The organism is Curtobacterium sp. PsM8, assembly GCF_030433875.1.
Taxonomy (GTDB): domain Bacteria; phylum Actinomycetota; class Actinomycetes; order Actinomycetales; family Microbacteriaceae; genus Curtobacterium.
Genome location: NZ_JARUXD010000016.1, coordinates 1 through 11,547 on the forward strand (window position 1 = coordinate 1; position 11,547 = coordinate 11,547).

The following is an 11,547-nucleotide window of genomic DNA, read 5'->3' on the forward strand; positions in this document are numbered from 1 at the left end:
GCCGGCCCTCCTGCAGGGCCGGCCGTTCCGTGTTCTCCGGTGAGGGAGCAGGATGACGGCATGGGCAACGCGTTCTCGACCGGCTGGCGCATCGCGCGCGCACGGCGGTCGGAGTTCCTCGACCCGGCGCGGCTCCGACGCCGGACCGTCGTGACCGGCACGGTCGCCGTCGTCTCCGGCACGGTCATGGTCATCGCCGATCTGCTCTGGGGCGTCTTCGACGGGCCGTGGCCCCTGCGTCTCCTGGCGATCGTCTGCTTGGCGGCCGCACTCGGGTGCATGGTCGGGGTGTTCCTCCGGGTCCATCGTCGAGATCTCGACCTCGGCGGCACCCACCGCGGCACCGGTGACTGGCGCCGCGATGAGCGCATCGACCGGCAGTTCGCCGCCCGTCCTCCGGCGATGTTCCCGGAGGACCGCGACGAGGTACTCGACCGGGCCGAGCGCACCCTCGGCCCGTCCGTCGCCCTCGCCGCCCGGTTCGTCCTGCTGCCGATCGCCTGGGCGCTCGTCTGGGCGGGGGCGCTGCTGTCGGGGCTCGGCTCGCTCGACTCCCCGCTCGTGTTGTTCTGGCCACCGATGCTCATGCTGCTGCAGTCGGCGTCCTTCATCGCCGTGGTGACGGGGATCGGGAGGTCCGACGCCGCACGCCACCGAGCCCTCGCGCTCGAGCCAGCCCCGGTCGTCGAGGCACCGCCGCGCCGGAACGTCGACCCCCGCGGCTCGAAGATCGGTCTCCCCGGCGACTGACCCCGGTTGCGGCAGGCTGAAAGCGTGAGTCAGATCAGACGTGGGCAGGTGTTCGCGTGGGGCATGCATTCGATCACCTTCGCCCTCATCGCCGGCCACGCGCTGGCGTGCGTCCTGGCAACGCCAGCGGAATGACCAGCAGGACGTTGAGACCCCAACCGGCGCAGTCGATGAGGAACGGGCCCGATGGGTCTGTGGCGATGATGATTCCGCTGACCGTCCCTGCAGCCGCCGAGGCTGCTCACCTTCGGGTTTGACGGCACCAACTACGAAATCGACCTCACGGACGACAACGCTGACCAGCTCCGCGAAGCGTTCTCCGACTACATCGCCGCGGATCTCCACACCAGCAACCGCAGCGGCCGCGCCTCCTCTGGCAGCGCCCCCCAAGCGTGGCAACCCCGAGGAGCTCGGCAAGATCCGCGAGTGAGCCGCAGCCAACGGCCACGATGTCTCCTCCCGCGGCCGCATAGCCAGGCCGTCCGTGACGCGTACGACGCGGCACACTGACGCCACTTCCCCACCCGCAGCAACGGCCGGCCGCCCCTCGGGATGGCCGGCCGTTACTGTGCGCGCCGATAGCGGTCTCTTATGTCAGGATGCTGGTTCAACCCCCGCGATTGGCAAGTTGGGACTGAACCTTTTGTTCCGCGTCCGCCCCGTAATCATGGTTGGATCTCATCGACGTACGCAACCGGTGTAATTCATCTCGCACCTCTCTACGGATTCGCACCTCGTCCAGTCCTGTCATCTCCTCGCGCCGTTTACGCGCCGCGCGAATCAGTTCTTCGGGGACGGACTCCATTCGCGTGACATCAACTACGAGAGGAAGACGCGGGGCATCGGACGACATCGATCTCCTCAAGGGCCCGAGACGAAGCAGCTGTGCCAAGTAGTCCGGGCTCAGAGCAGGTGTGTCTGGAGCGTTTCGCCCCAACTGATCACGTAGCCAGGCATCCAACTTGAACGCCGTCTTGTCGAATGTCAGCCACCAGGCGTCATAACCCAGAGCAGACCGAGGCCCGTGGCGGAGCTGTATGACACCAACCGCACTCTCCACGTCGTGGGCAGCCAGACGGTCATGGGAAACGTCAGACCGGCGTCGTCCACCACGTCCCGGACGATTCCGCCCATACCCACCGTTTTTCTTTCTGAACAGTTCCAGTACCGCGGCGCGCAATTTTTGATCTGCTTGATCCGCCAACTCTTTCAGGTCTCGCCTCGTGATTGAATAAGTGAGTTCGAGGAATTCCGCAATGTCGTGATCGGGAATGACATCACCGCGGAAGTTGAGCAACCAATGTCCGAATGCCCTCTCATCGCGCCCTGAAAGCATGTAAGCGCTATAGACGAACGGCACCTCCCCTTCCCAATCCCTCCCGGCATTGATATACGCAACACAACGTTCTAGGTGGTATCGAATCTCCTCGATGACGCCATCCGTAACCAACAAAGAAACCCCGGAATCCACAGCGGCGCGAAGGAGAGAGGTTTGTAGCCGATCCGAGGGTTCGTCGATCAAAGTTTCGGCGATAAGAGGTAGCACCGCCGAAGTATCAAGCCAGATCTTCGCAGTGTCGAACACCCGCGATAGCGCCTTTTGCACATCTGGGGTCTGCTGCAGGAAGGCCATAAGGGTATACGCGTTTAGGACCCGTACAAGGTGACTTCTGGTTCTCGCATCCGGCGCGGCCAGCACATCCATAATGGCTTTTGCAGCATCATCTGGATGCATGCGAAGCGCCGACGCGCGTTTCGAAAGAAAGTCAGAAATTGATTGCCGCGACAGAAGCTTCACTTCCCCGCCTTCGACTGCATCCACGAACTGCTCCCCATTCTGCAGTAGCAGTGCTTCGAGTGCGAGACGCAGCTCTTTACCCTCAGCTTGCAGCTGAACGAAGTCTGCATCAAGTTCAACGACATAGCCGTAAGCTGCGGCGGCCAGATCGGCCTCAACGGTGTGCTGATCGAGCAGGTACTCTGCGGCAGATTCCTGCCAGCGCTTTGTCGCCTCGTGACTGAGATGATAGGTATCGGCTGTCCTGATCCACTTCACGGGCCCTCGCTTTGCGCTGAGTCGCGTCAGAGCACTGTCGATCAAATCCTTCACTTGACGTTCGGAGCCGTGAGGCACTAGCACGTGAACGCGATCAAACACTTCGCCGCGGTCAACTGCCGTATCCTGCGTGGTGCCTATTAACACGCTTTGCACAAGCGAATCAAAGGATACTTTAGTTAGATTTTTATCGCCGACGGTATCAGAGGAATTTAGGGCAAGCTGAACTAAGGCAACACGGCCGTCTTGCAAAGCAAGAGCGCTACCCGTATTCTCCGCGATACCACGCGCTGAAGTGATCGGATCAACAACCAGACGGCAAAATTGTGCTGATGCCGCTTCGCGTTCGGCAGTGTCCATTTCCCGGTCGCAGAACCACTCGCGATCTCGGACATCGAGAAGGATTTGATGGTCCTTCCAAAGGGCCGCTTTCAGGTCGTCGACCTTTGATCCGATAGCCTGATTTGTGCAGTACACGATTAGTCGATAGTCGAGCTTGTTATCGAGCAGTGTCTGTACTGTCCGACGAATTTTCGCAGACCAATCTGTCGCAACAGAATACTGAAACCCCGTGTGCTCCTCGCCGGGTACAGAAAAGACTTCCCCGTCTCGGCCTCGATCACCGGAGGCAGTTGCCGTGGTACGAATACTGGGAAATTCGCCAACTAGAAAGGTTGAAGCAAGCCGCTCAAACAGCAGCCAGTCGCCTGACGACAGCTGTTCGAGCCCGAAACGGAACCTGCCACTCACCATGAACAGATGATATTCCGCTTCGCGTTGGAGCGCGAGCCATTTCGTCGGCAGCGGTCGCAGAGAAGCCCTGGGTGAAGTTGTGGTGCTGAGGTACACCTCAGCGCAACGCCAGCCGGGCGCGCTCCCTTACGTGCTGTCAGGGTCCGTTGCACTCCTTCGCCACAGATCTGCGTGAGGGTCTAGACGTGGTGCAACACCAGAGGCAGATCGGCACCCGCGCGCGCATCAACTCGACCGATCAAACCCTCGCCCGCCCGAGGCCGTCGGTGGCACGGATCGGGCCTTCGAGGGGAAGGCGTCGGTCAGGCCCTGGCCCGATTGGCGTCCCCCATCGTGTCGCAGAGACGTCGCGAGCCCAGCGCGCAGCCCGAAGTTGTCACGGTCGACGTAAGCGGGCGAGCGGAGACATCGGTCTGACGTCGCACGCCGCCGATCCCTCCCGCTCGCACCGACCCCCGTCGTAGCCGCGCCCCACAGCGGAACGTCCACCCCCGCGGCTCGGCCACCATCCTCCCCAACGCCTGCCACCCGCGCTCCGCGGACCCTCCCGCCGCGTGCCCCGCCCACCCGGTGCCCGTGCGCAGCCGAGCGGGGATTCACTCGGTGCATGCGCACCATGGGAGTCGAGGAAGAGCTGCTGCTCATCGATCGGAGGACTGGTCACCCGGTCCCGGTCGCGGACCAGGTGCTCGCCCGTGCAATCGCGGCCGGCGGCCCGGGCGACGGCGGCGAAGTCGTGGCCGAGATGCACCGCGAGGCGATCGAGCTCGTCACCCGCCCGCACTCGTCCCTCGCGACGCTCGGCGACCAGGTCCGGACGAACCGTGCGTTCACCGAACAGCTCGCGTCCGAGGTCGAAGCGCACGCCGCACCGCTGGGCACCTCGCCGTGCCCGGTGACACCGCACCCGACCGAGTCTCCGCGGTACCTGGCGATCATGCAGCGGTACGGCGCCCTGCCGCGACGGGTGCTCACCTCGGGCCTGCACGTGCAAGTGTCGATCGACTCCCCGGACGAAGGTGTGGCCGTCCTGGACCGGATCCGGACGTGGACGCCGGTCCTCATCGCCCTCTGCGCGAACTCCCCGTTCCACGATGGCGTCGACACGGGTCACGCCAGCTGGCGATCGGTGCTCTGGAACCAGTGGCCGTCGTCGGGCCCGCAGGAGCGCTTCGGCTCGCTGTCCCGCTACCGTGCGGTGACCGAGGCGATGCTCGGCACCGGCGCGCTGCTCGATCCCGGCATGCTCTACCTCGACGCGCGGCTGTCCGCGAACCACCCGACGGTCGAGGTCCGCGTCGCCGACGTCCCGCTCGACCCCGGCACGACCGTCACGGTCGCCGGCCTGGTGCGCGCCCTGGTGGACACGGCGGCGAACGACGCCGCAGACGGCCGGGAGGCTCAGAGCACCCCCGCCGCCGCGCTCCGGCTAGCGAACTGGCAGGCTTCCCTCGAGGGGCTCGATGGGTGCCTGGTCGACCCGACGACGGAGCGTCCGGCGCCGGCGCGGGAGGTCGTGATGCGGTTCCTCGCGCACGTCCTGCCGGCCCTCACGTGCAACGGCGACGACCAGCTGGTCGAACGCGGGATCGACGACCGCTTCACCAGGGGCACCGGCGCAGCTCGGCAGCGCGCGGCCCGCCGGCCTGCCGCGGAACCCGGGCGCGACGACCTCGGGCACGTCGCCCTCGCCGCAGCTCGGCAGGAGGGCTGAGCCGGCGGGGTCGCGCGTCATCGGGGCAGCGGCGCCTCGAGCGGCCGGTCGCCGCCGTACTCCACCACCACCCGGCTCCCGTCGACGTGCAGGTGGAAGACGCCACCGATCGACGCACGGTCCGTCCTGACCTGGTTGCTGTTCGCCCAGGCCCGTTCTCCCGTGGCGGCGCGGAAGGACCACCCGTCGCGGAAGCCGAGCTGGAGCTGACGTCCGCCGAGGGACCGGTAGTCGGCGACGGTCACCGTGCGACCGGAAGCCGAACCGACGTCGACGTACCGCACCGACCCGCCGAGGGACGAGAGCGCGACGTAGCCGAGCGCGCACGCCACGAACCCGACCGACAGGAGCACCGCCGCCGCGCGAACCGGCGTCCTGCCCGCCCGGCGTGCCGCCCGCGTCAGGTGCCACGCCCAGGTGCAGGCGGCACAGGCCGCACAGAGTGCGCCGACCGACCAGCAGGCCGCCCTGATCGTCTCGGCCCCACGCCCGGCGATGACGAGCTGTGCGTCCGCACCGTCGGACTGCCCGAGGACTGCGCCGCCGACGAGCGCGACGACTGCCATCACGAGAGCGGCCCACCGGATCAGCGCCGACCCGGTCACGTCAGAGCCGAGTTCGCGGTACCGCCACTCCGCGACTCCCCCGCCGGCACGATCCGCTCCAACAACCGCAACACCCGTTCCCCGTCAACCGCGTCCGGATCGAGCAGCCACTGCACCTGCAGCCCGTCCGACACCGCGATGCTCAGGCTCGCCAGGTCCTCCGCGTCCAGGTCGTCCCGGATCCGTCCGGACGACTGGTCCCGCCGGATGAGCTCGGCCAGGTCGGCACGCAGCCGGGTGAACCGCTCGCGCATGAACTCCCGCGTCGCCGGGTGCCCCTCCTGCACGGCGTCGGCCGAGAGGGTCGTGTACAGCTGCACGAGTCCCGGCACGGCGCGGTTGCGGGCGGCACTCTCGCGCATGTCGCCGATCGCGGACTTCATCCGCTCCGGTGCACCCTGTTCGCGCACCTCGTGCTCGCCGTAGACGGCGAGCAGCAGTTCGTCGCGGCTCGGGAAGTAGTGCCGGAGCGCCGCGTGCGTGATCCCGAGGGCGTCCGCGACGGACCGCAGCGAGGACGCGTCGACCCCCTGCTCGGCGACCATCCGGATCATCTCGTCCAGGATCTGGGCCCGCCGCTCGGTGCCCTTGCGGTAGCCGCCGCGGCGCGACGGCGTCACTGCGTCGTCGTCCACGGGGTCGGTCATCGTGCCAACTTACCGCTGGAAGGTTTTCGCGGCCAGTGGCGGACGGGAGGCCGGGCTCACGCGGTCCCGCCGGTGCCGGACGCCTTCCCTCCGCTTCCCGACTGCGCGGAGCGGAGCAGGAGGCCGTGGTGGTGCGTGGTGAGCGTGGCTGCTCGGACGGTGCCGAACGGGTCGCCGTCGAGTTGGATCCGCTCCGGGGTCTCGAGCTCCAGGTGCAGGGTCCGCGCGCGGGTCGTCGGGAGTGCTCGGGAGGTCGGGAGCACCCGGGCGATGACCCGTCCGAGCCGGGTGCTGGAGAAGAACCGGTTGAGGGAGAGCGTGTACCCGATCTTGGTCCACCCGAGCCAGCCCTCGGGGCGGAACGCGACGGCGTCCAGGATGCCGTCGTCGGGTTCGGCCCGGGGCAGCAGCAGCACGCCCGCGGTGAGGCTGCCGCAGTTCCCGACGATGACGGTGTGCGCGTGCATCGTCCGGGTCGGCCCGTCGTCCAGCGAGTAGTGGACGGGGATCTGTCGGTTCCCGACGATCGACCGGGCGATGGGGTCGGAGTACGCGACCCATCCGAACCGCTTCTTCACCCAGGCGTTGGTGTCCGCCGCCATGCTGGCGTCGAGACCGATGCCCGCCATCACGAGGAACGCGTGCGTGCTGGTCGCTCCGTCGGCGTCGGTGAGTTCGGCGATCCCGACGTCGATCGGCCGGTCGGAGCCGCTGAACGCCGCCCGCACAGCGCCGGCCATGTCGTTGCGGTGCAGGCCGATGTTGCGGGCGAACAGGTTGCCGGTCCCGCTCGGGACCAGCGACACCGGGATCCCGGTCCCGCGCAGTTCCTCGGCGACCACACGGAGGGTGCCGTCACCGCCCGCGACGAGCACCACGTCCGGCGCGGCGTCGACGGCAGCGCGCGCAGCAGCACGCCCGTCGTCGTCGGCAGCGGTCTCGAACCACCCGGTCTCGGCCCAGCCACTGCGGGCAGCCTCGGCGTCGACGAGTGTCCGGAGTCGTTCCGGGTTGCCCTTCACCGGGTTGACGACGACCGCCGCGCGCTGCGGTGCCGGAGCGTTCATCCGGCTGTCGGCGCTCAGTTGGTTCCTTCGATGGGTGCTGACTCCGGTGCCGGAGCCCCGGGGCAGGGGTGCGCTCAACGCTAGGGCGGCGGCGGCATCCTGAGCAACTCCACGCGTGAGCAACGTGGCGCGTCAGCGACTCGCCGCGCAAGCGACGTGACGCATCAGGTCGCGGTGGCGGACGGGAGGCCCGGATCACCACCCGTGACGCGCCTCCCGTCCGGTGGGTGTCAGGAACCGGCGGTCGGACCGCCGGCGTCAGCCCCGGCCTCCGGCACCGTGTACTCGTCCACCGGTGTCGGCAGGCCGGCGTCGAGCGCGGCCGTGATCTGCGCGAGACAGCGTGCCAGGACCTCGTTGTCCTCGGCGGAGAGGTGATCGATGACCTCGACGACGGCCTCGTGGAAGACCTCGTACGACCGGTCGATCTTGCGGGCGGCCTGCACGGTCGGCTCGAGCACCTGCGCCCGTCGGTCGGTGGGGTGCGGGACCCGGAGCAGGTCGCCCTTCTCGACCAGGCCGTCGACGATCTTGGTGACCGAGGCGTTCGAGACCGACAGCATGACGGCCAGGTCCTTCGGGCCCATGCTCCGGCCGTCGCGGTGTGCCTGCAGCATGTAGCGGACGGTGAGGAACTCGTTCTTCGTCAGGCCGCTCTCGCCACGGGCACGTTCCAGCTGGTCCTCTTCGGCGTGCTGCAGCCGGAGCAGGGCGTCGACGGCGGTCTTGGCGGACCGGGTGCGGGGCTCGCGGGCGTAGAGGTGGACGTGCTCGCGGCGGACGACGGTCAACGGCATGGGTCGGTGTCTCCCTCACCCGTCCGGGCGGGTGGTCGTGCGGGTGGGGCGGACGCGGTGGCTCCGGCGCCTGCGGTCAGGCGATCGGGTCAGGCGGCCGGCGCGACGAAGAAGTCGGCGTAGGACAGTTCGGTGCGGCGGGACAGCAGCGACGGGTCCTCGATCCGCTGGGCGACCCAGGCCTCGATGACGGCCGGGTCGGTCAGTCCCACGCGCGGGTGGGAGCCGCCGAACCGGGTGTCGTGCGACGTGCCGTGGTACGTGCTCTGCATGGGTGCGCCTTCCTCGTCGAGGGTCTGCCGTCGGTCCGCCCGTCCGGACGTGAGAACTATTTCACGACGTGAACAATGAGGGCAACAAACAGTTCGTCGAGTTGTACAGTTCGCGCACCGAACGACCGCGGAGCCAGGTGAACGTGCAGGAGCCCCTCCTCCGTCGGAGGAAGGGCTCGTGCGTGGAACGGGTCGGACTACTCCTTGTTGAGCTTGTCCTGCACCGTGCCGGCGATCTTCTCGACCGTGTTCGGCAGCTCGGTCGTGCCGTACAGGCGCGAGTCCGGGTGCGTGGGCGGCGGCATCGGCACCGAGGTGGTGGGGCCGTCGTGGTACGAGTACTCGCCCTTGCCGTCGAACGACGGGCCACTCGCCCACGAGCCCTCCTTCGCCTGCGCACCGTCGGAGAAGTTGAGGTACTGGTAGTTGACCTCCTGGTTCTCCTTGTGCTGCGGGAAGTTGCTCGGCACCGGCAGGGTCTCGAGGCCCTGCTCGCGGAGCTCGGCGGCGGCGGTCGCCCACATGTTCTGGTGCATCGTGTCGCGGGCGATGAGGAAGCTCAGCAGGTCCCGGACGCCGTGGTCGTCGGTCATGTGGTAGAGCCGCGCGGCCTGCACACGGCCCTGCATCTCGGCGTTCTCGTTCGCCGTGAAGTCCGCCAGCAGGTTGCCGCTGGCCGTGATGTAGGAGCCCTGCCAGGGGTTCCCGTTGCTGTCGACCGGACGCGCACCGGCGCCGGCGACGATGGCGTGCTGGACGTCCGTGCCACCGACGATCGCAGCGACCGTCGGGTCGTCCTGCAGGGCGTCCTCGGTGATGCCGAGCGGGGACTTCTCGAGCAGCTGGGCGATCATCGTCGCGAGCATCTCGACGTGGCCCATCTCCTCCGCGCCGATGCCGAACACCATGTCGCGGTACTTGCCCGGGATGTGCATGTTCCACGCCTGGAACTGGTACTGCAGGGCGACGGAGATCTCGCCGTACTGGCCGCCGAGCACCTCCTGGAGCTTCCGCGCGTAGACCGCGTCGGGCTTGTCGGGGGTCGCCTTGAACTGGAGCTCTTGCTTGTGGAAGTACAAATCGTTCTCCCGTTTCCGTGTCGGTTCAGTGGGGCGGGTCAGAGGTGCCGGCGCAGAGGTGCGAGCTCAGAGGATCGGCGTGCCACCGGTGACGGCGATGCGCGCCCCGGAGACGTAGCTGCCGTCGTCGCTCGCGAGCAGGACGTAGACCGGGGCCAGCTCGGCGGGCTGTCCGGCGCGACCCAGGGGCGTCTGCGTCCCGAACTGCTCGACCTGCTCGGCGGGCATCGTCGACGGGATCAGCGGCGTCCAGATCGGACCGGGCGCGACGCTGTTCACCCGGATGCCGCGCTCCCCGACCAACTGCGCGAGCGCGGCCGAGAAGTTCGCGATGCCGGCCTTCGTCACGTCGTAGGGAAGGAGCGTCGGGACGGGGTTGTCTGAGTTCACCGAGCTCGTGCCGATGATCGACGCACCGGCGGACATGTGCGGCAGCGCGGCCTTCGTCAGGTGGAAGTAGGCGCTGAGGTTCGTGGCGAGGGTGTGGTCCCACTCCTCGTCGGTGATCTCCTCGAGCGTCTCGTGGGTCATCTGGTACGCCGCGTTGTTCACCAGGACGTCGATGCCGCCGAGCTCCGAGACCGCCGTGTCGATGACGCTCCGGCAGTACGCCGGGTCGCTGACGTCACCGGGGAACAGCACGACCTTGCGACCGGCGTCCTCGATCCAGTGCTTGGTCTCCTGCGCGTCCTCTTCCTCCTCGGGCAGGTAGGAGATGAGGACGTCGGCCCCCTCGCGGGCGAAGGCGATCGCGACCGCCTTGCCGATGCCGCTGTCACCGCCCGTGATGACGGCCCGCTTGCCGGTGAGCTTGCCGGAACCCCGGTAGCTGGTCTCACCGTGGTCGGGCGCCGGCCCCATCGCCTGCTCGGACCCGGGGGGTTCCTGCTGTTGATCGCTCATGTCGCTCCCTGGACGAAGGTCGTCGTGCAGGGAGCGATGGTCGGCGGAGGCCGCTGGACGGCCGTCCGGAGTGTTCAGATCACGCGGACGGGTCTGCCGTGCCCGCCGGTCAGGAGGCCGTGGTCACCCGCCCGAGCCACTCCTGCAGCAGCGCCCGCTCCGGGTCCGTCAGCCCGGGGAGCGCGGGGGCGGCGGCACGCACGGCCTGCAGCGCGCCGAGGGGCACCGCTGTGCCGTCGGCGCCCTCGTCGTCCGCCCAGGTCGGCGGGTCGGTGACGATGGCTGCCAGGACCGTGTCGAGCATCAGCTCGGGCAGCGAGGACCCGTCGCCGGGCGAGCTGCCCTGCGGTGCGCCGCCCTCCGGTGCGCCGCTGGAGAGCATCGTCAGCATCGACCCGGCGCCGGCCGCGCGGATCATCGCGACCGCCTGCTCCTCGGGCACACGGAGGCGTCCGGCGGCGGCGACCCGGTGCACCCGCGCGCGGAGGACCTCCAGGCCGGCGGCGACCGCCGGGGACTCGTCGTCCCGGTCCGAGGCGTAGAGCAGCCGGAACAGTGCGGGGTTGGCGAGCCCGAAGGCCACCTGAACGCGCCAGGAGTCGCGGAGGTCCTCGACCGGGTCCCCGTCGCCGTCGGCCTCGGCCGCCGCGTGCTCGGTCTTCGCGGCGACGAACTCCGCCAGGACGTGCTCGGCGACCGCGTCCAGCAGGCCGTCCTTGTCCCCGAACAGCCGGTAGATCGCGGGGGCCTGGACGCCGGCGGCGAGCGCCACGCTCCGGGTGGTGACCGCGGCGGCGCCGTCCTCGGCGAGCAGACGTGCGGCCGCGGTGACGATGCGGGTACGCGGGTCGGGTGCGGCGCTCATGGTTCCGATGCTACCGATCGGGCAGTAGCGGTGGTTCCG

General features: G+C 68.4%; 12 protein-coding genes. 3 read left to right on the forward strand and 9 right to left on the reverse strand.

Going from position 1 to position 11,547, the window contains the following annotated elements; all coding sequences use genetic code 11:
- Positions 1-60 precede the first annotated feature (60 nt).
- Together QCD68_RS05575 and QCD68_RS05580 are read left to right on the forward strand one after the other, a co-directional pair.
- Complete coding sequence (locus QCD68_RS05575; RefSeq protein WP_301222338.1) at positions 61-750, forward strand: hypothetical protein; 690 nt, start codon at positions 61-63, stop codon at positions 748-750.
- A gap of 237 nt (positions 751-987) precedes the next feature.
- A complete protein-coding gene (locus tag QCD68_RS05580) occupies positions 988-1,260 on the forward strand; it encodes an Lsr2 dimerization domain-containing protein (protein WP_301222366.1) in 273 nt (90 codons plus the stop codon).
- A gap of 97 nt (positions 1,261-1,357) precedes the next feature.
- On the opposite strand, the gene QCD68_RS05585 is transcribed toward QCD68_RS05580, so the two are convergent.
- Positions 1,358-3,559 carry a hypothetical protein gene (locus QCD68_RS05585; RefSeq protein ID WP_301222339.1) on the reverse strand — a complete coding sequence of 734 codons (2,202 nt, stop codon included), beginning with the start codon at positions 3,557-3,559 and terminating at the stop codon, positions 1,358-1,360.
- A gap of 607 nt (positions 3,560-4,166) precedes the next feature.
- On the opposite strand from QCD68_RS05585, the gene QCD68_RS05590 reads away from it, so the two are divergent.
- Entirely contained in the window at positions 4,167-5,273 is a 1,107-nt protein-coding gene (locus tag QCD68_RS05590; RefSeq protein WP_301222340.1) for a carboxylate-amine ligase, read from the forward strand.
- Positions 5,274-5,290: 17 nt separating this feature from the next.
- Here the strand turns inward: QCD68_RS05590 and QCD68_RS05595 are convergent, their stop codons facing one another.
- From QCD68_RS05595 to QCD68_RS05630, 8 genes are all read right to left on the reverse strand, one after another.
- Positions 5,291-5,878, reverse strand: coding sequence for a hypothetical protein (locus QCD68_RS05595; protein WP_301222341.1), 588 nt, complete (start codon positions 5,876-5,878; stop codon positions 5,291-5,293).
- Complete coding sequence (locus tag QCD68_RS05600) at positions 5,875-6,525, reverse strand: TetR/AcrR family transcriptional regulator (protein WP_301222342.1); 651 nt, start codon at positions 6,523-6,525, stop codon at positions 5,875-5,877. The genes QCD68_RS05595 and QCD68_RS05600 overlap by 4 nt, the downstream gene beginning before the upstream one ends.
- 56 nt (positions 6,526-6,581) lie before the next feature.
- Positions 6,582-7,592, reverse strand: coding sequence for a diacylglycerol/lipid kinase family protein (locus QCD68_RS05605; protein ID WP_301222343.1), 1,011 nt, complete (start codon positions 7,590-7,592; stop codon positions 6,582-6,584).
- A gap of 230 nt (positions 7,593-7,822) precedes the next feature.
- Positions 7,823-8,389 (reverse strand): MarR family winged helix-turn-helix transcriptional regulator, encoded by a 567-nt coding sequence (locus tag QCD68_RS05610; protein WP_301222344.1) that lies wholly within the window; start codon positions 8,387-8,389, stop codon positions 7,823-7,825.
- An 89-nt stretch (positions 8,390-8,478) separates the two neighbouring features.
- Positions 8,479-8,661, reverse strand: coding sequence for a hypothetical protein (locus tag QCD68_RS05615; RefSeq protein ID WP_111075333.1), 183 nt, complete (start codon positions 8,659-8,661; stop codon positions 8,479-8,481).
- Positions 8,662-8,858: 197 nt separating this feature from the next.
- The gene (locus tag QCD68_RS05620) at positions 8,859-9,740 is read right to left on the reverse strand and encodes a manganese catalase family protein (RefSeq protein ID WP_301222345.1); all 882 of its coding nucleotides are present in this window, start codon (positions 9,738-9,740) and stop codon (positions 8,859-8,861) included.
- Positions 9,741-9,806: 66 nt separating this feature from the next.
- Entirely contained in the window at positions 9,807-10,643 is an 837-nt protein-coding gene (locus tag QCD68_RS05625) for an SDR family oxidoreductase (RefSeq protein ID WP_301222346.1), read from the reverse strand.
- Positions 10,644-10,752: 109 nt separating this feature from the next.
- The gene (locus tag QCD68_RS05630) at positions 10,753-11,508 is read right to left on the reverse strand and encodes a TetR/AcrR family transcriptional regulator (protein WP_301222347.1); all 756 of its coding nucleotides are present in this window, start codon (positions 11,506-11,508) and stop codon (positions 10,753-10,755) included.
- Positions 11,509-11,547: the final 39 nt, after the last annotated feature.

Coding starts and splice junctions, on each gene's coding strand:
- QCD68_RS05575 (WP_301222338.1), top strand. CDS start 61: ATGGGCAACGCGTTCTCGACCGGCTGGCGCATCGCGCGCGCACGGCGG.
- QCD68_RS05585 (WP_301222339.1), bottom strand. CDS start 3,559: ATGGTGAGTGGCAGGTTCCGTTTCGGGCTCGAACAGCTGTCGTCAGGC.
- QCD68_RS05590 (WP_301222340.1), top strand. CDS start 4,167: ATGCGCACCATGGGAGTCGAGGAAGAGCTGCTGCTCATCGATCGGAGG.
- QCD68_RS05600 (WP_301222342.1), bottom strand. CDS start 6,525: ATGACCGACCCCGTGGACGACGACGCAGTGACGCCGTCGCGCCGCGGC.
- QCD68_RS05605 (WP_301222343.1), bottom strand. CDS start 7,592: ATGAACGCTCCGGCACCGCAGCGCGCGGCGGTCGTCGTCAACCCGGTG.
- QCD68_RS05610 (WP_301222344.1), bottom strand. CDS start 8,389: ATGCCGTTGACCGTCGTCCGCCGCGAGCACGTCCACCTCTACGCCCGC.
- QCD68_RS05615 (WP_111075333.1), bottom strand. CDS start 8,661: ATGCAGAGCACGTACCACGGCACGTCGCACGACACCCGGTTCGGCGGC.
- QCD68_RS05625 (WP_301222346.1), bottom strand. CDS start 10,643: ATGAGCGATCAACAGCAGGAACCCCCCGGGTCCGAGCAGGCGATGGGG.
- QCD68_RS05630 (WP_301222347.1), bottom strand. CDS start 11,508: ATGAGCGCCGCACCCGACCCGCGTACCCGCATCGTCACCGCGGCCGCA.